At 34.2% G+C, this 23,093-nt stretch carries 23 protein-coding genes; 3 read left to right on the top strand and 20 right to left on the bottom strand.

The features are described from left to right. The 4 genes from HNS40_RS23705 to HNS40_RS09955 form a co-directional block, all read right to left on the bottom strand. A partial coding sequence (locus HNS40_RS23705) for a transposase (RefSeq protein WP_172280308.1) occupies window positions 1-414 on the bottom strand: 414 nt, incomplete at its 3' end. 6 nt (window positions 415-420) lie between these two features. Further along, window positions 421-843 carry a transposase gene (locus tag HNS40_RS09965; protein ID WP_172280304.1) on the bottom strand — a complete coding sequence of 141 codons (423 nt, stop codon included), beginning with the start codon at window positions 841-843 and terminating at the stop codon, window positions 421-423. A 668-nt stretch (window positions 844-1,511) separates the two neighbouring features. Next, window positions 1,512-2,954 carry a DUF3360 family protein gene (locus HNS40_RS09960; protein WP_172280302.1) on the bottom strand — a complete coding sequence of 481 codons (1,443 nt, stop codon included), beginning with the start codon at window positions 2,952-2,954 and terminating at the stop codon, window positions 1,512-1,514. Window positions 2,955-3,092: 138 nt separating this feature from the next. Continuing rightward, window positions 3,093-3,872, bottom strand: a complete 780-nt coding sequence (locus HNS40_RS09955) for a LytTR family DNA-binding domain-containing protein (protein WP_172280300.1) — start codon at window positions 3,870-3,872, stop codon at window positions 3,093-3,095. Window positions 3,873-4,022: 150 nt separating this feature from the next. On the opposite strand from HNS40_RS09955, the gene HNS40_RS09950 reads away from it, so the two are divergent. Beyond that, window positions 4,023-4,400: a MotA/TolQ/ExbB proton channel family protein gene (locus HNS40_RS09950; RefSeq protein ID WP_172280298.1), complete on the top strand. Its 378-nt coding sequence runs from the start codon at window positions 4,023-4,025 to the stop codon at window positions 4,398-4,400. Between the two features lie 18 nt (window positions 4,401-4,418). Here the strand turns inward: HNS40_RS09950 and HNS40_RS09945 are convergent, their stop codons facing one another. The 16 genes from HNS40_RS09945 to HNS40_RS09870 form a co-directional block, all read right to left on the bottom strand. Further along, the gene (locus HNS40_RS09945) at window positions 4,419-4,703 is read right to left on the bottom strand and encodes a hypothetical protein (protein WP_172280295.1); all 285 of its coding nucleotides are present in this window, start codon (window positions 4,701-4,703) and stop codon (window positions 4,419-4,421) included. Window positions 4,704-4,834: 131 nt separating this feature from the next. Then, window positions 4,835-5,296 carry a GyrI-like domain-containing protein gene (locus HNS40_RS09940; protein ID WP_172280293.1) on the bottom strand — a complete coding sequence of 154 codons (462 nt, stop codon included), beginning with the start codon at window positions 5,294-5,296 and terminating at the stop codon, window positions 4,835-4,837. 87 nt (window positions 5,297-5,383) lie between these two features. Beyond that, a complete protein-coding gene (locus HNS40_RS09935) occupies window positions 5,384-6,436 on the bottom strand; it encodes a WG repeat-containing protein (protein ID WP_172280291.1) in 1,053 nt (350 codons plus the stop codon). 18 nt (window positions 6,437-6,454) lie between these two features. After that, a complete protein-coding gene (locus HNS40_RS09930) occupies window positions 6,455-7,522 on the bottom strand; it encodes a WG repeat-containing protein (protein WP_172280288.1) in 1,068 nt (355 codons plus the stop codon). A 67-nt stretch (window positions 7,523-7,589) separates the two neighbouring features. Beyond that, on the bottom strand, window positions 7,590-8,303 hold the full coding sequence (locus HNS40_RS09925; RefSeq protein WP_172280286.1) for a YafY family protein: 714 nt from the start codon (window positions 8,301-8,303) through the stop codon (window positions 7,590-7,592). Window positions 8,304-8,406: 103 nt separating this feature from the next. After that, window positions 8,407-9,384: an NAD(P)-dependent alcohol dehydrogenase gene (locus tag HNS40_RS09920; RefSeq protein WP_172280284.1), complete on the bottom strand. Its 978-nt coding sequence runs from the start codon at window positions 9,382-9,384 to the stop codon at window positions 8,407-8,409. Window positions 9,385-9,568: 184 nt separating this feature from the next. Further along, entirely contained in the window at window positions 9,569-11,335 is a 1,767-nt protein-coding gene (locus HNS40_RS09915) for a tetratricopeptide repeat protein (RefSeq protein ID WP_172280282.1), read from the bottom strand. 409 nt (window positions 11,336-11,744) lie between these two features. Then, window positions 11,745-12,152: a cell wall metabolism sensor histidine kinase WalK gene (locus tag HNS40_RS09910; RefSeq protein ID WP_172280279.1), complete on the bottom strand. Its 408-nt coding sequence runs from the start codon at window positions 12,150-12,152 to the stop codon at window positions 11,745-11,747. Between the two features lie 146 nt (window positions 12,153-12,298). Continuing rightward, the gene (locus HNS40_RS09905) at window positions 12,299-12,937 is read right to left on the bottom strand and encodes a response regulator (protein WP_172280277.1); all 639 of its coding nucleotides are present in this window, start codon (window positions 12,935-12,937) and stop codon (window positions 12,299-12,301) included. Window positions 12,938-12,939: 2 nt separating this feature from the next. Continuing rightward, on the bottom strand, window positions 12,940-14,196 hold the full coding sequence (locus tag HNS40_RS09900) for a sensor histidine kinase (RefSeq protein WP_172280275.1): 1,257 nt from the start codon (window positions 14,194-14,196) through the stop codon (window positions 12,940-12,942). 55 nt (window positions 14,197-14,251) lie between these two features. Next, on the bottom strand, window positions 14,252-14,713 hold the full coding sequence (locus HNS40_RS09895; protein WP_172280273.1) for a hypothetical protein: 462 nt from the start codon (window positions 14,711-14,713) through the stop codon (window positions 14,252-14,254). A 10-nt stretch (window positions 14,714-14,723) separates the two neighbouring features. Continuing rightward, window positions 14,724-15,368: a B12-binding domain-containing protein gene (locus HNS40_RS09890; RefSeq protein ID WP_172280271.1), complete on the bottom strand. Its 645-nt coding sequence runs from the start codon at window positions 15,366-15,368 to the stop codon at window positions 14,724-14,726. A 199-nt stretch (window positions 15,369-15,567) separates the two neighbouring features. Continuing rightward, window positions 15,568-17,421 carry a glycoside hydrolase family 2 protein gene (locus tag HNS40_RS09885; protein WP_172280269.1) on the bottom strand — a complete coding sequence of 618 codons (1,854 nt, stop codon included), beginning with the start codon at window positions 17,419-17,421 and terminating at the stop codon, window positions 15,568-15,570. Between the two features lie 375 nt (window positions 17,422-17,796). Then, complete coding sequence (locus tag HNS40_RS09880) at window positions 17,797-18,003, bottom strand: hypothetical protein (RefSeq protein ID WP_172280267.1); 207 nt, start codon at window positions 18,001-18,003, stop codon at window positions 17,797-17,799. Window positions 18,004-18,253: 250 nt separating this feature from the next. Beyond that, window positions 18,254-19,723 carry a glycoside hydrolase family 30 protein gene (locus tag HNS40_RS09875; RefSeq protein ID WP_172280264.1) on the bottom strand — a complete coding sequence of 490 codons (1,470 nt, stop codon included), beginning with the start codon at window positions 19,721-19,723 and terminating at the stop codon, window positions 18,254-18,256. 316 nt (window positions 19,724-20,039) lie between these two features. Next, window positions 20,040-21,692 carry a DUF6377 domain-containing protein gene (locus tag HNS40_RS09870; RefSeq protein ID WP_172280262.1) on the bottom strand — a complete coding sequence of 551 codons (1,653 nt, stop codon included), beginning with the start codon at window positions 21,690-21,692 and terminating at the stop codon, window positions 20,040-20,042. Window positions 21,693-21,886: 194 nt separating this feature from the next. Here HNS40_RS09870 and HNS40_RS09865 point away from each other — a divergent pair, with 194 nt between their 5' ends. Together HNS40_RS09865 and HNS40_RS09860 are read left to right on the top strand one after the other, a co-directional pair. Beyond that, entirely contained in the window at window positions 21,887-22,294 is a 408-nt protein-coding gene (locus tag HNS40_RS09865) for a YkvA family protein (RefSeq protein ID WP_172280260.1), read from the top strand. Beyond that, window positions 22,278-23,027, top strand: coding sequence for a copper homeostasis protein CutC (locus HNS40_RS09860; protein ID WP_253916309.1), 750 nt, complete (start codon window positions 22,278-22,280; stop codon window positions 23,025-23,027). Before HNS40_RS09865 ends, HNS40_RS09860 begins: the two co-directional genes overlap by 17 nt. The last annotated feature ends 66 nt before the right edge of the window (window positions 23,028-23,093 follow it).

The raw sequence follows: 23,093 nt of genomic DNA, 5'->3' as shown, positions 1-23,093 counted from the left end.
CTCCCATTTTGTAAGAGGTTTATTCTTTTTTGCCTTTTTCAATATGTGGTTTTTCAAACCTCTCTTTTTTAGCAGAGCTTCATTCTTCTTAGACTGATAGCCTTTGTCTGCTTTCAAAGGAATGTCTTTTGGTAAATCTGCTGAGTCTAGAACATCTTCTAAATTTGCTATTTCATTTGTGCTAGCTGTTGTTGTTAAAACTCCTAGAACAAGCCCCTCTTCATCTGTAACATGATGTTTCTTATATCCAAAATGAAATTTACCTCGTTTCTTTAACCATGTTCCATCACTATCTACACTCGATGCATATTTCTTTTTTGTCTTGATTTCTTTGTCTGAACGATCTTCTGTTACTTCTTGCTTTGTCGTTCCTTTTGGCCGTAAGGGAGTATCAATTACACTTACATCTACAATAACTCCTTATTTAATAATAATGTGATGCTCCTCTAATTGTAAATTTATTAATTTGAATAACTTTTCAAAAGTGCCTGTTTTGGTTAACTCTGTTCTAAACTTGCTTAGGGTACTGTGGTCTGGTGCCACTTGCTCTATGGTTAATCCACAAAAATAACTGAATGAAATACTATCATTTATTCTATCTTCAACCTCATAATCACTTAAGCCATACCAAGTTTCGAGTAGTAACATTTTAAATAATAAAACACCATCATAAGATGGTGTACCTGTGGCACTTTTTCCTTTTGAATAATCTTGGTCTATCAATAGACCTATTTTTTTCCAGTCTATTATTGTATTTATTTGACTAAAGAAAGTAGATTTTATCTTTCTTGTTCGTAAATCACAAATACTATCTGCTAATGTAGGTTCTTTGCGTATTTTCATATCATAAGAACACAACTTATTTATCTGATATACAATTATATATAATGATAATTTTTGTTAATTACCATGCAACGGTCTTGATATAATCTTAAAGTGCACTCCATTAGTAGTTTTTTTATTATTCTAATAATAGTTCTTACAATTCTAAATATCTTATTAAAAGAGTACTTACCAAGAGTAGATAGTGAACAAATAAACATTCTTCAGATAATTGCAACATTAATCATTTCGTTTTATTTAGCTTACAAGATTGGATTGGGAAAAGCAAAAGTGATTTTAGCAGAGGAAGGAATCTATCATATTAGAAACGAAGATTTATTTTTGATTCAGAAAAAAACATTAAAATACCTTGAGATATGGTTGAAAACTATATTTTTCAAGAAGATAAAACATTTGATAGTTTCATCATAAACTTGAATATAAAAAACGGTGCAAAATTAATAAATTGAATGTTTTTCCACTTTCTGATGATTTTTACCGCTTAACTAAAGAGTTTCCTATATTGGGAAATGAATATAAAAATAGTATTAGTTCCATTCAAGAAATAGATCAAATTAAGAAGGAAAGAGTTTCTATGAGAATAATATTTCAAATGGGTTTCTTTTTAATGTTTGTTGGACACTAATCAGATTTTATATCTTTATAAACAAACTTCTAAAATTATAATTTTAAAACATTCCTTTAATACCTGGGAGTTGTCCTACAAGAGCTAGAGAAACAACACAAACAATAAACATTACACCTGGAATTACTAATTTTTCTTTCCAGCTTAAATCTTTTGCTCTATCGCGGTCTCCTATAAGGCCAAGGTTATCAAGCAACATGGTCAATGCCCATCCGAATACTGGGTTTACAAAAGCACTGGCAAAAATACATGTTCCGGCACTTAAAGAATCTTGTTGTTTTCTAATCATTTGCATACCCGCTTCAAGTAATGGAAGAAAAACACCAACTATTAATGCAATTCTTAGGACTGGTTCCCACATGGCTAAATCCATAGGATATCCAAGCACAGCTGCAAGAATACAGAATATTCCAGTTAGCACAGCACCACCAGGAATAGGTCTTTTTGCAATCGCTGCAGGAATCATATAAGTACCCCATGAAGAAGCAATATTACCTCCACCAAGGAAAGTACCAACAGCTTGTCGAATAGAGGCAACAGTCATGGTATCATCAATATCCATTAAAACATCTTTGGCTTTTTTAGGATAGTTCATTTCTTGGAAAACACGGTGTCCTAAATAATCTGGAGACCACATAGCAACGGCTAAAATAGCGAAAGGAATTACTGCAATAAAATGACCAAAGTTAGGCCAGCCTAATTGCCAACCTGTATCTTCGCCCCACCACCACATCGGATTGAAATGAGGAAGACCAGGAGGAGTTGTAAATTCAAAATGTGCTCCCAAACCAAAGGCTATAATTCCTGCTAGAGCAGAACACAAAGGAATGGCCAACCAACGTTTGCCAATACGAGCTAAATAGGCATAAATTAGTATAGTGACGCCTATTACAGCAAAAGAAATAAATGAAACATCCCCAGCTTCAGACCAAGCATTTAATTTCCCAATCTGACCTATTAACCCCACTGCGCCTAGGTAAATTAAAAGACCCGCTCGAACGCCAACACCTGTGAGTGTCATAAGTTTGGAGCCTCCTTTGGTAATACTTAATGTCAATCCAAAAACCCCAATCAATAAGCCAAGAGCGAGCGGATGGCCTCCAGCAGCAGCAATAATAGGAATTAATGGAATCATGGGTCCGTGAGTACCAGCAAGGTTGGCATTTGGGTTTAAGATGGCTGAAAATAGAATAACAAAAATACCTCCAGCAATTAAAAGTTCGTATCGAACATTTTCTGCTACAAATTCTGGTGATAAACCAAATTGTGAAGCAAAAGCAGCAACCATAGCGGTAACCATAACTACCTTACCAATTGTTGCAGCAAGAGCTGGGACAAAATCTTCCAGTTCAATTCTGAAATCTCTAAATGGTAGATTGATACGCCATTTTCGAAACTTCATAACTTCTAGCTCATGCTCTAAATATTCTTTTCTAGTGGAAAAGTCTTTGGAATCTCTCCGTTTTTCTTTGTAAGTCTTACTCATACCCCTATTTCAAACCTATTTTTAAATGTTATTAGTATCACAAAGCGTGCAAAAATAAGAAATTAGAAATATGAAACAAGACTTACTGTGCTCTGGAACAGCTACTTTAGATTTAGTAAAGGAAAGCTGTTGTAATGCTTATTTGGCCTTTGTTACAGCCTTCAATTCCTCTTTCACCAGCTTCTGATAGCTCCTGCCGATATTAAGGGATTGTTCTCCTACCATTACTTCATTATAGCTAAAGGATTTTACCTTGTCTTTATTGATAATAAAAGAGCGGTGAATTCGCAGAAAGCTTTCAGGGAGGCGAGCAGCCAAATTGCTGATTTTTTCCTTACTCACTATAGGACCTGTAAGCGTTTGAATTTGAATATAGTCTACCAAGCTTTCGATATAGAGGATGTCTTGATAGGGGATTTTGGTGTTTTTTCTATTAGAGATGATTTCAAGATGGGTGATTTTCTTTTTCTCCTTTTCCAATAATAGACTTTGTATTTTATCTTGGTTTTCTTTTATCTGACGAGCCATTAATATTATGGAACCAACAAACACCAGTAGGTATAAAATTACAGCCAATAGTATGGTGTCAGAAGCATTAGGACCTAAATTTTTAAAACTAAAATGGCCGAGATATATAAATGAAAACATCAAAACAATAATCTCCAAATAAAGAGAGACAATCACCGTATAAAAGGAATAGAGGCCAAACTTTAGAAATTTCTTTTTGAGGTAAAAACGAGGAACCAAAATATAGTTGAAGAAATAAGAGGTAGCCAAAACAATAGGCAATAGCATGCTGATAAAATAAAAAGCCGCCAAATTGCTTCCCCAAGATAATCCAAAGACTAAGCTAAGGATGAGAAGGACAAAAATCCAATAGGAAATATGGTAATATAAATTTGATGATTTAAGATTCATATTTTTATTAAATTTCGTCTAATTTCGTTAAATATTTAGGACTTGCAATGGAAAAAGGGCTTTTGACAGCTTTAGAACTGGATTCGACCTTGCTTGGAATTACCTATGTCCAGTACATTTGATGCTTATTAATCATTAAAAAGAAAAGAAATGAAAGATTTGTTTTTTATGGGAGGAGCCCTATTTATGAGTGTACTGAGTATCCTATTAATTGTGATGTTGGCCTGGATGATATATCATCTATCGAAATATTTAATTTCAAAAAGTAGCTCAAAAGAGATAGCACTAAGAAAAATGGAGCAAGGAAGATCCATCGGATTATTTGCCCTGATTTTTGGAATACTGGGACAGTTAATAGGATTATATGGTGCTTTTTCTAGCATGGCTGAAGTGACTAGTATTTCTCCGGACATTCTTTACGCAGGACTCAAGGTTTCAATGATTACCACATTATATGGAATTTTTATTTACCTCATCGCACTTATCTTGTGGTTTGTGAGTAGGCAGTTCATTGATAAGAGGGTATAAGACTTTGGTTTAGGCTGATTATTGCCCACCAATTGAAGTTCCAAAAATACCAACAGCAAGTTCTGCCCAAACTAGAAACAGAAGAATCAAAAGAGCGATATAAATAATAATTCGATATTTTGGTTCTTTCACTTTCCTGATGATCAGTTCAAACAATAAGCCGGTTCCGAGCAATAGAATACCGGCAACAATAAAATCGCCCAAAGCCCAATTTACTTCATTAGTAAACTGCATGGCCATTAAGGGAATAAGTAACATTGATAATGCACTAAGTAAAATGATGATTAGTCTTTTGTTTTTCATCATTGTAAATATACCAATATTCTTGAAATGATATAGTTTATCACAGAAGCTAAATAATAGAGCTGGTTGTTTGTGTAAATCAGCCAGCTCTATCTCTGTAGTCTTTTAAAGTGAGTTTATGATGATAGTATTCATTCCTTCACCCCAACATAAATACAAACTTCAGCATCTTCTGGGTTTTGTGCTTTAGCATCATAAATCTCAAAATCTGCCTGATAGGCTCTGTCTAAATCCATATTCCATATTTCTAACCATTTCTTGTATACTATGCCTTCCTGTAGATCTCCTTTGGCAGTGATTTTCTCATAATCCGAAGCTTGAATGTTTAGGGCGACCATCCCCTCAGGAATGATATCTGTATTTTTAACTTTACAGCCCAAGATGGTAGTATATGGCTTGGTATAATCACCCTCATATTCAGTATAGATAGAATAGATGGCATCGTCTATTTTATTTGGGATATTTTGGAGGATGCCTTCCGACATAAATTTATTCCATAAGGCTCCAATATCTGTTGCTGCTTGATGATTTTCATTGGTGGTACGAGTGGAAATGCCAATCACCATAAATGCTTCTAATTTTGTATGCTCCATCATTATATTTTTATTTGTGAGGCTGCAAATGTAAGCAGGTCTTATGACAAGGGTATGTCATACCATTGATAATTTAAAAAAAGAGTTTTATTTTTTGATGATAACAACATCACCAATTTGGTCATATTTTGGCTCTACAAACCAATCACCATTTTTATCAATAATACCCCATTTATCTTTTATTCTAACTCTAGCAAAGCCATTTTTAAATCTATGGGCCACTTCGTATTTGGGTTCTATGACCCAAGTACCTGTATTGTCGATAAATCCAACTTTACCATGCTCTCGATTAATAGCTAAGCCTTCATAAAAGCTAAAAAAATCAATAGTAACCCCTAATGTTTCAAATTCATTATTGGGGCCAATATAACCCCAACCTTGGCTTGTTTTTACTCTAGCAAGACCACTTACTTTATCATAATCTTCGCCCATGAGAAATACGGGTTCTAAAATCCATTCTCCTAGTTTATTAATATATCCTATTTTGCCATTTTGGTTTTTTGCCCATGCTATACCACCATTAAAATGACCTACTGAATAGTAAATAGGTTCTATAATCATCTGACCTAGCGTGTCGATAAAACCAAATGCACTTCCTATCTTTATGGCAGCTAGACCTTCGGAAAAGTGTCTGATTTCTCTTGTCTTTTTGAATTCAAGTTTAGTTTCTTCTCCTTTATTACTAACTATATAATAAGTTCTTCCTTTCATTCCAATGGCATGATTACCATTGAATTCACTTAATTTAGTATAGAGCCTAGAAACTGTTAATTTCCCTTCATAGTTTAGAGCTCCGAATTTATTATTTCTTTCTGTCCTGACCATTCCGCAGCTAAACCCCGATGTTTGCTCCGACCATCCATTAACAATGGGCTTTAATGGAACTTCTAATTCTATTGGCTCACCATTTGTATTTATGATTTGGTATCCTCGCCTCACTCTACTTAATATGATACCATAACCTTCTTTTGTGAAATCTAAACATTTAAAATAGTCCTCTTCAATTTGAGTATCACTATTGATTTTGAGATAAGAATGTCTTGTGGAATAAGGTTTTTTTACGGTAATAATATATTCTTGAGCAATTATATTATTGAAAATAGTAAATAGGATTAAAAATAAGGTCAGTTTGCTTTTCATGATAATTATCGGTATTTATTACTGGGCGAGATAGTTTAATTCCTTAATGAGTACAGCATTGCCAATTTCTTTATAATTTGGTTCAACCAGCCATTCTCCTTTTTTATCAATAAGACCCCATTTCCCATTTACTTGTACTCTGGCAAAACCATTAGTAAATTTATGAGCCACAGCAAAATAAGGTTTGATTACCCATTCTCCAGTATGATCAATAAATCCAATTCTACCATTTTCTCTATTGATGGCTAAGCCTTCAGAAAAGTTAAAATAATCGTTTGTGACCCCTAAATTGGTAAATTGATTTGCAGTATCAATATAAGCCCAACCACGTGTTGATTTTACTCTCGCATATCCACTTTCTGGATCGTAATCATCACCAATAATAAAAATGGGTTCTACCAACCATTTTCCTGATTTGTCAATATATCCTACTCTTCCATCGAGATTTTTTGCCCAAGCAACGCCACCATTAAAATGGCCTGTTGATTTATACTTTGGTCTGATAACCACCTGTCCTAAAGTGTCAATATAACCATAAGCTCCTTTTATTTTAATAGGAGCTAAACCCTCCGAAAAATGCTTTGCAGCTCTGATTTTTGGAATATCAAGTTTGATTTCTTCCCCTTTATTATTCACAACAAAATAAACCCTGCCTTTTGTTCCAATGGCATGGTTTCCATTGAACTCAGTTAATTTGGTATATACTCCGGGAACACTTAGCTTTCCTTCATAATTAACAGCTCCATAATTCTCATTAATTTTGGTAATAACCATTCCATCAATAAATCCTGAGGCTATACTAGACCACTCATTAATAATTGGTTTTATGATGGCTTCAGAATTTATAATCTCCCCTTTTTTATCGTAAATTTGGTAGAAGCTACTGACAGTAATTTTTGCAATTGCTATTCCCTCTTCACCAAAATCGGTAGCATCGAAATAGGCTGTTTCAATTTGGCTTTCTCCATTGATGGTAAGGTAGCTGAACTTTTTTGAACCCTCCTTTTGAACTTTAACTATATATTCCTGTGCCGAAAGGCTATAGATAATAAAGAAGCTTAAGAATAAGGATAATTTGATTTTCATACTTTTTAATGGTATTTATTGCAGGGCGAATATATTAAAATAGTGTATAACAACAAAACATAACCTATTAACCGTTTGAATCTGAAATTGATTTTTCACGACAAATCTCAAAATATTCTTGAAGTGTGATTTTCTGTGGCTCAAACTGCTCATGCAACACTTGTAATGCTTGAATCTGGTCCAATCGAAAAGCTCTAAAGTCATTTCTCAATCGGCAAAAGGCTATCAATAACCAATTGTCTTGTGTGCTATATAAAGCAAAAGGTTCCACACTTCGTTTGCTTTGCTTTTTTTCTAGCGAAAGGTAATCCAATTCTATGAGTTTTGAATCTGCAATGGCCGATTGAATGGTCATTAAGTATTCACTGGTTTTCAGGTTCTCTATATTTTGTCTAAAATAGATTCTTTGGGAGAGCAGCTCTACTTTTTCTTTTTGAGAATGCCTAAGAGTGGATTTAATCTTTGAAACGGCATTCTGGTATTGTGTAGTAAAGGAAAGGTCCTTATTCTTTAGAATCAGCTGCTCGGCCGTGATTAAAGCCTGAGCCTCGGCTTCGGTAAACGTCACTGGAGGTAAGTTGAATCCTTCCATTAAAGAATAACCTTTGCCTTCTTCTGTAATAATTGGGATTCCAGATTGCTCTAATGTTCTAATATCTCTATAAATAGTCCGGATACTAACCTGATAGCGCTCTGCTAATTCTCGTGCTGTCAATATTCTTTTCGATTGCAGCTGAGTGAGAATGGCGGTGAGTCTGGCTAGCCTTGGCTTTTCTTCCATAGGTTTTAATAGTCATTTCTTATGGAGTCAAATATATGAGATATTCTTTAACAAGTCGAATTTCGAGCTTATGATTCTTATGAAAAAAGAATGAACAAAATCATTACTCAATCACACGAATCACCACATTCCCCTTTTTATGACCAAGATCCACATAAGAATGTGCTTTTGAGATTTCTTCTAATGGATAAGTTCTATCAACCACAGGGATAATGATTTCCTCTTCCATTAAGCCTTTGAGTAATTCAAGGTCTTTTAGTCTTTCTTGTGATTTTCTTAAACCAGTTGCAGCAATTTTGGCTTTCTTTTTACCAAAGATGGAGGAGTAAATAACATTTGGTATAATTCCTAGTCCAATGCCTGCTTCTAGAAAAACTCCTTCGTTTGTGAGGGCTTTTTTAGCATCAGAGAAACTCAATTTCCCGACAGCATCGAAGATGATATTGTATTTCTTTCCACTTTTAGTGAAATTTACTTTGGTGTAATCGATCACCTCATCAGCTCCAATTGACTTTACTAAGTCGAGGTTAGAAGTGCTGCAAACTCCAGTTACTATTGCACCATAGTACTTGGCCACTTGTATGGCTGCTGCACCTACACTTCCTGAAGCACCATTGATAAGTACGCTTTGTCCTTTTTTAATTTTTCCGGTGTCTCTTAGAAAGGGAAGAGCCGTTAAAAAGCCATCAACACTAGCTGCAGCCTCCTCAAAATTTAAATTCTCGGGCTTTTTCACCAATACACCATCCTCCAGAATGCATAGGTATTCGGCATTGGCTCCGAACTCTGGACCAGCGGTACCAAATACCAAATCACCAACCTTAAATTGACTCACCGCATTTCCTATTTCTATAATTTCACCAGATAATTCTTCTCCCAATCGTTTTAGTTTAGGTTTTGAAAAACCAGTAAATAATCTGGTCATATAGGGTTTCCCTGTCCTGAAATTGCATTCTGTTGCTGTTACAGTAGTAGCGTGAATCTTTACTAAAACCTCATTTGCCTTGGGACTTGGTTTTTCTACTTCTATCATTTGAAGAACTTCAGGAGCTCCATATTTATTATATTCTATTGCTTTCATAATCTTCATTATTTATTGTTTTCTGTTGGCAAAAATAGAGTAAGCATCTTAGTTGATTGTTCTAGATTATAATTCCGAACTTATTCATATATGATACGGTACTTGTTCATATATTGAAGTGGAATGAGTCTTTTAACCTTCCTATTTTCAGGAGTTTAGTCCTCAAAATGATATTGTCAATATTCTATTGATTGATAAATTGCTTGGGCGTTAAACCAGTCTCCTTCTTAAAATAGGTATTAAAAACAGTTTTTGAATTAAATCCGCTATCATAAGCCAATCCCATAATGGTGATATTGGAATTTTGAGGATTCTTAGCCAAAGACTTAAAAGTCTCTATTCGATAGTGATTGATATACTCATTGAAATTTTTCCCAAAGTTTTCGTTGAGTAACCAAGAGAGCTGATTGGGATGGATTTTAATCTGTTTAGCAAATGAACGAAGCGAAAGAGAGGAGTCTAAATAGGGTTGATGCTCTTTTATATAATCATTCACTAATTCTCGATATCGTTCAGATGTATCTGGGTCTAATAAAGCCCTTTTTGCTGAACCAGCTCTCGGGCTGTTTTCAACTTTGAAAATGATATTTTTATAAGCTAAATACCGAGGATCATCTTTATGAGCTACCAATAATGGATCTGCAAAACGGAGCAAGAGCAATGATGATTTGTTCTTGATGGCATCATCTATCCAATCAAATGCTTTATTGAGATTGCCTAAAACCACATATAACATAAAGAGGAAAGAATCGGCAGTAAAACCATTGATTCCTTTAGCTTGTTCCTCCAATAGATGTTGATATTCTTGAGTTTTTCCCTCCTCCTTTTTTAAAGCATAAGCAAGGGCTATGGCCCCAGTTTTTTCACCAAGAACAATCACTTCTGAAGGAACTTGGTCATAATAGTTAATGACTTCATCATAAAGACCTAATTTGAGTAAGCAGAGTGCTTTTACTGAATAGGCTGGAATATTCTTGTCATTGGCTTTAATACATTTGTCAAGAAGAACTGCCGCTTTTTCAAAGTCCCCAATCATATAATGATAATAGGCATTGAAGAATTGAGTTTCTTCCGATAAGGGATTGAGAGCTTTAGCAATATCTAAATGCTTTTTTGATTTTGTTCTTTCTTCAGCAATAATATAAAGAAAGGACATGAATTGTTGAGCCTCGGCACTATTGGGATTTATCTCTATTGCTTTGCTCATTTCCTGCAGCGATTTATTATAATCACAATCAATAAAGAATGCTTGATTGGCAAGCTGATAATGAACTCCTGACAGGTTTGGATTAAGATTTAAAGCTTGTTGAGTATATTGATGGGTTTTTTCCCAAGCTTCAGGAAAAGGCAGAAACCCTGTTGTTCCTAAAAAGCTATAGCAATCGGCAAGCCCAAGATGCGATTCGGAATGCTTAGGATCTAGTTCCAGAGCTTTTTTGTATAGTAAAATAGCCTTTTTTACATCTTCTGGATTCCATTTATTCCTTAAATAATTTGCCTTTAAGGAATACTCATAGGTTTTAATATTCTCCGTTTGCTTGTCGACCAAGTGTTCCTGTATTTCTAGATGGCCAAACTCCTCTCTTAATTTATCAGCTATAATTAAGCTAATTTCATCTTGTATTTCGAATATATTATCCAGTTTTCTATCCCAGGTTTCCGACCAAAAATGAAAATCCTCCTCGGCTTGTATCAGCTGAGCCGTTATTCTTACCGTATCATTTGACAGGCGAATACTTCCTTCTAAAATAGTAGATACACCAAGAGTCTTAGCGATGTCTTTTATATTGATGCTTTTGTTTTTAAAGAAGAAAGAAGAGGTGCGAGAAGTCACTTTTAGATTTGGAATTTTTGCCAAAGCATTAATTATTTCCTCAGTAATTCCATCACTAAAATACTCATTTTCCTTGCTACTACTCATATTTGCAAAAGGCAAAACGGCTATGGTCATATCTTTTTTATAGTATCGATTTAAAGTGATTTAATTATTTTATTCAAAGATAAACAATAACAAGAATGCTGGAGGAGCTAGATTCTTTAGTTATTGTTAATAATTGACCAAAGTATTTTATATTACTAACCTCCAAATCAATCTTCTGAGAACTTTAGGTCTAATGAGTTTAAGACCATTTTAGGTGTAGTGTTCCTGATTGACTACAAAGTAGAAATAATACCAATGACAAATCTAAATATACCTTAAATTAGTTTTGATAAAAGTGTAGCTTGATCATGTATCGACACTAACCCATGTAACTAGCAAAATACATTAAGGAGCATTTTGAGGTACACATGGTATAAGCTTAGGTTTCAACCTTGGGTTTTAAGCCAAATCTTTATAAATATTTTATTTTGATCGAAATTCACAATTTTATGGGTAATGTAAATGTGAATTCCGAACCAATTCCTGCTGTGCTTTTTACTGAAATACTGCCTTGGTGTGCTTCTACAATTTTTTTTACAATAGCAAGTCCCAGACCTGTAGATTTCTCATCGTCGGTGGGTTTTGAAGAGGTGGTTTTATATGCTTTAAAAACATTAGGGAGTTCATTCTCTGGAATACCTTGCCCCTCATCAATAACATGCGTTAGGATGGAATTGTCTTGAATTTGAACCTTCACCCAAATTCTTTTAGCTGAATAGGAATACTTTATGGCATTGCCAATTAGATTGTTTAGGACTTGCTCTATTTTGTTTTTATCAATTGAAATCAGAGTTTGAGGGCTTTCACAATTAAATATAATTCCTTGGGCTTTTTTATGAGCGAACAATTCATTTTGTTTTATACATGATTTTACAAAATCGCAGTATTCGAGCTGCTCAATATTTAAATCTAATATTCCTGATTCTATTTTCGTGATATCTAAAAAGCTTTCGATGAGATTTAAAGCATAATAACATCTTTCATTAATGACTTTTAAATATTTGAGTGTTGAGATTGTGAAAAATCGGTATAATCAGAAATAAGTAACTTGGCAAATGATAGGGCATTACCAATTGGATTTCTTAAATCATGGGCCACTATTCCCACATACTTGTTTTTTTCAATATTTAGTTTGGTAAGGTCTTCATTTGCTTTTTCTAAGTCTAAAGTTCTTTCCAGAACCTTTTTTTCCAAGGTGGAATTGGCTTCTTTTAGTTTCTGTAAGAGTACTTTGTTATTGCTAATTAACTCATGTCTTTCAAAAGCTTGTTCTATGGCTAAGTTCAATTCCACCGGATTCCAAGGCTTTGTTAAGTAACGAAAAACCTGCCCCTCATTAATGGCTTCAATAACCACTTCTATATCCGAATATCCCGTTAAAATGAGCTTCAAAGCATTAGGATATTTATCTTTAATGGCACTAAAAAATGTGATACCACTCATGCCGGGCATACGCTGATCTGATAGCACAACTTGAATATCCTCTTTTTCCAAAATAGGTAAGGCCTCTTCGGCACTATTGGCAATAAATACCTTATATTGTCTTCTAAATTGTCTGAAAAGTGATTTGGTTATTTCCACTTCATCATCAATAACAAGAAGGTTATGTTCATAATTTTGTTGGTTGTCCATCATCATATATTAATCACCTTTGGAATGCTAAATTTAATAATTGTTCCTTTATCTAAAACAGATTCAACAATAATTTTTCCTTTATGTAAATCATTTATTATCTTATAAGTAATGCTTAATCCTAGTCCAGTGCCCGTTCCTATGGGTTTTGTAGTAAAAAAGGGGTCAAATATTTTCGGGATATCATCTTCTTTAATCCCGCGGCCATTATCTTCAACAATAATTAAAATAGCTTCCTGCACTTCTTCAATTCTTAAGGAAATTTCACCACCCTCCTCAACTGCTTGAATGGCATTGACTAAAATATTTAAAACTGCTTGATTTAACTGTCCTGGAAAACAATCTATAAGAATACCCTCCTCCTGGTCGAAATGAAATTGAATATTCTTTTTCGATAGCTCGGCATTTATGATACTTAGGGTAGAGCGAATATTTTTCACCAAATCTATTTGCTTACGATCGGCTTCATCTAATCTTGAAAATCTTCTTAAATCTTCCACTATTTGCTTTACTCTATTCACACCAGATTTGGATTCACTAATCATTTCTCCGATATCCTCAGTCAGGTAATCCATGTCTCTTTCTACCCGCAACTTCTGAACAATGGATTTTAACTCGGAGGAGGCTTTATTGCAAACTTCTGACTCTAATTGTTCATAAGCCTCTATGATTTCTTTGGAATATTTATCAAGCTCAAAAAGGTTATTAGTAACAAATGCTATGGGGTTGTTTATCTCATGTGCAACCCCAGCAATCATCTGTCCCAAGGCATTCATCTTTTCAGAATGAATCAGCATTTGTTGTGTTTCTTTGAGTTGGTCGAGCGTTTGTTGAAGCACCCTCTTTTCTTTTATTAATTGACGTTGTAAGTTGTTTACCTCCTGATTTAAAGCACTCATCTTACTATTATCTTCGAATAATTGAATAATATCTGCTTCCGCAAAAATGAGAAAGCTATCATTACGTCTAAAGATTTTTGAGTTCAATACATAGTTGGTGTCAATAAAGTTTCCGATGGTTAATATCCCCTCAAAAACTTGTTCAGAGTCACTTTTAAAAGATAATATCTTATCGATACTAGGGTTTACAAGATGATTTTTGGGTTCTAATTTTTCCTTTGTAGTCCCCAAATAGTGGCAAAAGGTTTCATTGGCATATAAAAAATCACCTTTTAAATTTGCAATACCATAGGCTATTGAATTTGAGTTCTTACTCATTTCAATGATAAGGTCTTCCCACTGTTCTAATAATAGGTTCATTTTCTGAGGAGGTTAAAAGTCAAATTGAATGCTAAAAATAGAGGCCTGAAATCCATTAATGAGAAGAAAGTGGAGCATCAAAATCTTGTTCTGCTAGTGCATTAAACGAAGGAATATTAATTTGCATCCAATTATAGTAAGGATAAACGGCCTGATAACAAGCATCAGATAAATTCTCTTTATAAATTTCGAGCCAGGAATTCAATTGCGCCGACCAATAGGTAGAACTGAAATTTCTGGAGCGATATGCCCTAAAAACCCATAATACGGTATCCAGTAATACTTCAGGATTATGGTTGAGAAAAATCGACTCTAGAAATCGGGCGTGATTTGCATGATTATCTTTCATCATATTTACATTATCCTCTCCCACCATTTCCTTTATATCTTGGCGTTCTAGCATTTTTGTATTCATTAAATTCACCAATAAATCTCTTTTGGAAGAATATTCATCAGCCATTTCTTGACTTACCTGTTCAAGTTTTTGAGCAGATATTAATAATTCTGATTTTGTCATCACTATAGGTTTAAATTGTTTTTAAATAATGGTCTAGTTCATAGAGGTCCGAGACATATTTAATGTCCTCAATTTTCTTAAAATCCCCTTCTTTTTTGTGTAAGAAAGCTTGACCACCAAGGATAATGCTTAAATCGGGGAATTCTTGTTTCAGCACATCTATCATACGAACCAAGGTTTGATAATTGAAAAATATACTCATAGAAATAGCCAATACTCTTGGGTTTTCTTCTTTGATATACTTCACTAATTCTGTTACAGGAATCCCCGTTCCTAAAAAGTAAGTATCCCAGCCATTTATTTCAAAAATATCAGCAACCATTTTTATCCCCACCTGATGCAATTCATTTTCTACACAAGTAAGAATGACCTTTTTGTTCTGCTTCTCTAGTACTTCTAGATTTCCATATAATTCGTTTAGTATACCTTCGGTAATAGCGGTTGCCAGGTGTTCTTTAGCTACAGATATTTTATTGGTTTCCCATAAAACACCCACCTGGTATAATGCTCCTCTAAAGACATCCTCATATAAGTCTTTAATGGAAGGATTTTCGGAAATATATTGCTTGGCAATTCTAGAACACTCATTTCTGTTACCAGAAAGTAGCTGCTCTAAATAATCATTCCTATAAGTATTTACTGATTGTACTATCATAGCCGCAAATTTTAGGTATCTAAATTTACGAAAAAAAACAGGAATAAGCAAATACTTAATCTCTGAGCCTCTTTTAATCAGAGCGATAAGAAATTGTCACACATTGGTTTGTATGTATAAGAAAGAAAGTTTTAACAAGTGCTTTTAAGATGCACCAATTATTTGTCAGAATTACATCATAAAATGAGCGATGCTCCTCTTACTTTTTTAGATATTCCAGTTTCTTAGAATCATAATATTTCTGAAGCACATAAAAGGCTTTCTTTTTATCTCCTTTTTCCGATAAAACACCTTTTCTATTCCAACCATCTTGAATCTCAGGTAGGAGTCTACGAGGCGAGCGGAAATCGGATAATATCCAAGGAGTCATTCCACGTAATTGAGGAATCTTCTCTAGCATTAGAGTAGTTTGTAGGTATAAATCTTCTTGGAACTCTTCCGTCCAACGGGTAGCTTTATCGCCATGATAACCATATAAAGCTCCTCCTCCAAATTCAGAAATGAATACAGGTTTATTGAATTGAATATCAAATACCGCATCATTGCAGGCCTCTGGAAGTCCAGCATACCAGCCAATATATTCATTAAAGTTAATCACATCCACCAATTCCTGAAGAGGGTCGGCAATAATCTGAGTGTTCTTAGTTCCTTCTTGAGTATGTCGTTCTAGGGCAGCGCTAATCAAGCGGATAGAATCTATAGAACGAGTGGTATTGATCATACTTGTTAGAAATTCAGTTCTTTCAGCAGAAACAGGCGTTTCATTGGCCATGGACCAAATAATAATTGAAGCGCGGTTTTTATCGCGAAATATCATATCAGTAAGCTGCTTTTCAGCATTTTGGTAAGTCTCCTCATTTTTCCATTGAATAGTCCAATAAACAGGAACTTCCGACCATACCATCAAACCCATTTCTTCGGCTACTCTTATCATGTTTTCGTTATGAGGATAATGGGCCAATCGCACAAAATTGCAGCCTAATTCCTTAGCCCAACCTAATAATAGTTTGGCGTCTTCTATAGAATGTGCTCTTCCTCCTTTAATACCATTTTCCTCATGAATAGAAATTCCACGTAAAAAAACTGATTTCCCATTTACCAAAATGTCTGAACCTTCTGTATCCAATGTTCTAAAGCCAATTTTATCTGCGATTTCATGGTTCTGTAGTGAAATTTTCACCTCATATAAATGGGGATTCTCAGGCGACCAAAGCTGTAATTTCTTTGCTGAAATTTCACCTATTGTTTTACCATTTTTATCGGTTTTGAAACTGGCTTTTATCCCTGCTTCAGCAATCTCAATAGTAATTGATTGATCAGCTTTATCAGGGCCATTTAGTTCTAATGAAACCTCAATAGTATTGGGATCGTTTTTTGCCAACTGAATATAATAATCCTGAACAAATGTAGCTGGAACCTCAACGATTTTTACATCACGAGTAAGTCCACCATAATTCCACCAGTCGGTATTAATAGTCGGAACTTTTTCAAATCCACGCGTATTGTCTACTTTAACAATAACGAAATTGCCTTTTTCTTTAAGAAGAGAGGTAATTTCATAATTGAAGGCTGTAAAACCACCAATATGCTTACCCAGTTTTGTACCATTAACATATACATCAGCTTCATAGTTTGCTGCTCCAAAGTGAATAAACTGTCTGTTTCCTTCGGCTCCAAAATCATAATCAAACTTCTTATAATACCAAACTGAACCTTCATAATAGAACAATTTTTCTATTTGTGAATTCCAATCGCCGGGCACCATAATATTCTCTGATTTATCAAAATCATATTCTACTCTTTCTGAAGGTTCTTGGGCTTTATACCCAAGAAATAAGGCTTCAGATTTACTAGGATTTTCTCGTTCATCTCTAGCCTCTCGACGGTAATCATAATATCCAGTTTCATAAGGATCTACAACGTATTTCCAACTGCCGTTTAAAGACATTGCAGTTCGATTACTGATATTGATAATATTAAGTTCTTGACTCTTTAAGGAGTTGAAAGAAAAGGTAAAAATAGCTAGGATTATTAGAAGTTTAATGGGTCTCATCTGTTTAGTTTTTTAGTAATTATTGAGTAATTGAATCAGTTCTTGCTAAAACCTTCAATAGTGAAGCAAAATTGTCGAAAAATTTCCACAATAGGAATTAATTAACTAATAATCTTTATTATGGCCATCTAAACCAGGTCAAACTCACACTTGTTAATAAAGCTACAGATACAAGAAAACAGAGCGATCTTAGACAAAAGGCTAGCGCGGAAAGTTCTACTGATTGTAACATCAGTATGTTTTCCGTGCGAAAATATTAGCATCATAGAGTGTGTTTTAACCTCACCAAATCCGCGCTAGCTTTAGTAAAAAAATAAGAAAAATAAAAGTATGCGTTTGCCCTGCCATCTAATCAAGCGAAATTCTCTAATACAACTATTCTTCAGAATTATCACTAACAAAATCGTTTATTTGTTTTGCAAGTAATTTTGCTTCTTCGTAGGTGAGATATAATCTACATTCAAAATTCTTATCTGCTTCTTCGTTTATTTGCAAAACAACACCATCTTGGGTTTGATTTGGCTTTACACGAACAACTTGGTCTTCAGTCCATATACTTCTCTCGTTCCAAACTTTTGTCATAATTTCAAGCAATTTAAGGCGCATAAACACTGTATCATCTTAATGCGCTATATTATCTTCAAGCCTTTGTTTTCAATGTTTTTTGATATCTAATAGTATCCAATAAGCTGACTATCTGTGGGTATCAAATTAAAAATTTATTAATGTCAAAAACGAGGTTTACAAAGTGGATATAGAATATGCCAAGTATTTAAGGTTTAGGCCAATAAACCCTATAGAAAGGAATCTATAACAACCTTGAATTCACCAATTAATAAACCAAAGTTTGTATGGCATGAGGAGGAATGACCAATTCGGTTTCTTTCTGAGCCACTATGATTTTATATTTGATTTTCTCTTCTGTTTCATTCATTACAATAGTCGCTATTGTTCCATCTTCATTTATAAAAGTAGTACTCATTAAATGACTTCGGCTACAAGTAGTACTTACTCGTCTTGCCTTTGGATGGATAAATTTAGAAAAGTGGCCTATATAAAAATAGGACGGAGTGTATATGAGTTCATTGGTTCTAGTATCGGCATGAATAGGCGCGAAACAATAATTCCCAACGTGATTAGGACCTCCAGTATGGTCCAATAGAATATTCCAATCTGTCCATCCTACGGTTCCGCTATTAAAATCGTTGATCATAGATTTTCCATAACGCTCAGCATTAGACCAACGTTGATAATCTGTTTCGAGGAATTTCTCCACACAACCTTCGGTAAACAACAGTTCCTTATCGGGGAAAGATTCTTTTACATTCTTAAGATTATCCCACATGGGTTCTCCACCAGCCCAAGGTTCGTACCAATGGAATCCTATTCCCCAGGCATACTTAGCAGCTTCAGTGTCTCCAAAAATCGTATTGGCTCTATGTGAAATTAAATCACGGTTGTGATCCCAAACTACAATATTTTTATCTCCCAAACCTTCTTTTTCCAGAATAGGACCTAAATGGTTTTTTAGGAAATCTCGCTCTTGTTCTGCTGTATACACACAGGATTCCCAGGTTTGAACTGCCATGGGCTCGTTTTGAATGGTTAACCCCCATACAGGCATTCCTTCTGCTTCGTAAGCTTTGATAAATTTGGCATAATATAAAGCCCATGAATCAAAATATTCAGGAAGTAGACTTCCTCCTTTTAGCATATCTTTTTTACCTTTCATAAATGCTGGAGGACTCCAAGGACTCACATAAAATAGCAAGGAATCTGAGGCAGCGGCCATAGCACGTTTAATCATAGGAATACGGAGTTTTTTATCACGATCTATATTGAAAGTGCTCAATTCTTTATCGCCCTCTTCTATATAGGTATAGCTCTCAGAGCTAAAATCGCAACTGTGAATGGTAGTGCGTAATAAGCTATAATCAATACCTTCGGAACCATAATAGGCTTTTATAAACTCCTCTTGCTTGTCTTTACTTAATTTGGCAAATACTTCTGAAGAGGCATCTGTTATGGCTCCTCCAATGCCAATAAACTCTTGAAACTGCTTTTCTGGGTTGACGAAAACAGCTATATCTGTTTCTAAAGGTTGTTTTGATGGCGTAAACCCTAATTCATTGGTGAATGATAATTTTAAATCTGTTCCCTCTGCGGTAGTATAAACTTTTATAGCTGAAGGGGTATCCATTTTGATGATATTGTTATTTACACTTTTAATGGAGTTTTTTTCCTGATTCTGAGAGCAAGAAGCGAAAAAGATGCTAAGGAATAATAAAAAAATATTTCTCATAAACTCTTAATTTAGTTTTCCCAATCAAATATTACAGTAAAATATTGACAACATAGCTGTTAGCATATATTAATCCATTTGATTTTGAAAAGATGAATTGTTATTGCAAATAGAATCGAAATTAAAGAGGAGTCCTAATCAAGGTAGTGAAAAAGTGGATTGGTTTAAATTAAAAAAATGCTATAATACTATTATACAGGACTTAGGAAAAACACTTGCATTTAAAAAAAGTGGATGATCTGAAGTAAAAAGAAGCCAAAAAAAGATAAAATCTGAATATTTTTATTGGAGATGAGATGATATATTTTTGACTAGTCTAGTTCTTCACGGCATCGATTTTCATCACTTCATTTTCAAAATTTTCACGTTCTCCTTTTCCATTATTTTTAATCTTAACACGATAATTATAAATGGTATTTACTGAATAGCGCAATAGTTTAGCAATTTTAGAACTGTCCTTAATTCCCAAGCGAATAAGTGCGAAAATTCTCAATTCTGTATTTAATCGCTCCTCCGATTTAATCTGAATTTGTTCTTCATCTATTAACAGCTTATTAAAATCAACTAAGAAGTTGGGGAAGATATGAAGGAATGCCTTATCGAAGTTTATATAAAACTCCTTAACCTCTGCATCAATTAGCTTTTTAGATTTCGTTTCGGCAAATAATTCCTCTATTTTTCGGTTGGCTAATTGTTTATTTACTCTTTTGTTCAACTGGTCTAATTTGTATATATAATCTGAACAAATACTCAAGAAGTTTCCAATATAATGCTCCTTAAGATGATTAGATTCAGATAATTCACTATTAGTATTATTCAGCTTTTTATTGGCATCAGCCAAATTCTGATTGAGAACATTTAATTGCTTGTTGATAATGGATAGCTCTTTCTTTTTTACTTTATCATTAACTGTTTGTTTCACAATAAAATAAAAAGCAATTAATAATAATACCAATAGCCCACTGCTGATCATCAATAAAATTCTAAGCTTGCTTTGCTGCCCCTCTATTTTCATCTGATAAGCATCGTTTATGATGGGAAGTACTTCAGATATATTCTTGAATCTTAATTCTGAATTAAAGAAAGCAGCATCTTCAAAGGAAAACTTGATAAATAGATTAGCTTTGTCAATATCTCCTTTTTTATATAAAACCAATGCAAGTTCAGTTAAAGAAGCATTATCTTTAATAGAAGCCCTAATATCTGAAATCGCGGATAAACATAAATATTTCATTCTTTCTTCTTCATTCTTTTCCAATTGATAAAGAAGGGAGCGCTCATAAGTAATCAATGAGAATTCACTACTGCCAATCTCCATTTTTGATAGGCGTTGATTGTTTATTTTAAGACATTTAGATAAATCTCGCTCATCACGATATTTCTTTTCGAGAATGGATAAATAATCGTCTGATTGAGGATTCAAATAAGGAAGAAGTCGATTTGTATAGGCTTTAGCTTGATTACTATACTTTTGATTGGAATCAGTAAAAGGGGAATAAAAACTTACTTCATTATAAATCTTTATTAGCGCCTTATAGTATGAAATTCTAAGATTTTTTTGAATGGCATTGCTATCAATTTCACTTAAAAAATCCATAGCATCGAAGTACTTACCTGTTGTGGCCATGATATCAGCCATCATAATATTTGTTTGATTCAGTAATTCCTTGTTTTGCAGTTCTTGGGCCAATTGAATATTGAATTGCAAATAAGAAATGGCAGAATCTAAAGTGTATTTTAAATAGTTGTCAATGAGCTGATTATTAATGAAGAATTGCTGTTCCTTGCTTATTCCTTTTTTATTGAACAGCCTTTTTAACTCAATAAGCCTATTATCCTTTTGCGCATCGAATTCAGCTCTTTGATCCATAGTCTTTTCAAGCACTCCTATCAAACTATCAAGCTCCTGATTTGCAAATGCAAACGAAGAATACATCAAAAGAATAAAAAAAGGACAAAACACTCTCATAAAATTATTTTATTTCTACTCAAAAATACAAATTATATAAGCAAGTCAAGTCTTCCAATTCATCTATTTTAGAATAGTCTATAATCTGCTATATATCTAAAATACATCTAAAAATTAAATCTGTCCTGCTAATTCTACATCCATCGAAAAATCCTTATATCGTTTCTCAATCGGCAAAATACTATCTTTGTCACATGAAATTATTGGATAAAAAATATTTCAGCGAAAGTAAACTCTTTAAAAAGATTGAAAAAGTGGCCAAGTCGGCTGGCATAATTGTCATATACCCAGCTATGGTTTTGTTTTATCTTTTCAAGGAGAAATCGGTTCCGGTGGCCAGCAAAAGTATTATTGCTGCTGCTTTGGCCTATTTTATCTTTCCTGCTGATAGTATTCCCGATATTACACCTATCGTTGGATACAGTGATGACCTAGGGATTTTATTGGTGAGCCTCTCCCAACTGATGAAATATGTGACGCCTGAGCTCCTCGAAAAAGTAAAAGCCAGAATGACTAAATGGTTTGGTGATGCTGAAGAATTACAAAAGCAAGAACTTAAAATATTGCAACAAATTAATGATAAGAATGAAGTACCCCTTTGAAATAGAAGTTTGCTGCGACAGTTGGCAATCGACACAAATAGCATATGAAGCAGGAGTAAATAGAGTGGAACTTTGTTCAGGGATAGGGGAAGGTGGACTCACTCCCTCCCTCGGACTCATCCAACTAGTTATGCAAAAATTAGCCATCCAAACCCATGTCTTAATCCGTCCTCGTTCCGGAGACTTCCTCTATTCTCCCGAAGAAATAGAGATTATGGAAAGAGATGTGGAAGCTTGTCGAAATATGGGAGTACATGGAGTGGTCATAGGATTTCTTTTGGCCAATGGTGATATTGATGTGAACTTGACCAAAAGATTTATTTCTTTAGCTGGTCACATGAAAGTCACTTTCCATAGAGCTTTCGATATGTGTAAAGATCCAATAAAAGCTTTAGAGGAGCTTAAAGAATTGGGCATCGACTATGTGTTAACTAGTGGACAAGCAGCAAAAGCAAAAGATGGAGAATCACTAATTAGTGAATTGGTAAAAAAGTCGGACGGGAAAATCAAAATCATGCCCGGAAGTGGAGTTCGAGCCCACAACCTAGAGGAGCTTATGAAGAACACACAGGCTCCAGCTTATCACATGTCAGCAAGAATCAAAACCGATTCCAAAATGGAATATAAAAAGACATCTGTAGCCATGGGAGCCCAATCCTTGGATGATGAATATAAAATCTCTACTCACAGCTTAGAAGATTTGAAATTAGCTATGAGCTTGGTTCAAAAATGATGAAATTTGGTTTTTGTCTTTTCCATTTCATTATTCTTCATTTTCATTCTATTGATTAGCAAAGTG

Source organism: Lentimicrobium sp. S6, from assembly GCF_013166635.1.
Lineage (GTDB): Bacteria > Bacteroidota > Bacteroidia > Bacteroidales > UBA12170 > UBA12170.
The sequence above is the reverse complement of the archived record's forward strand: the minus strand, read 5'-3'. Positions and strand labels throughout refer to the sequence as shown.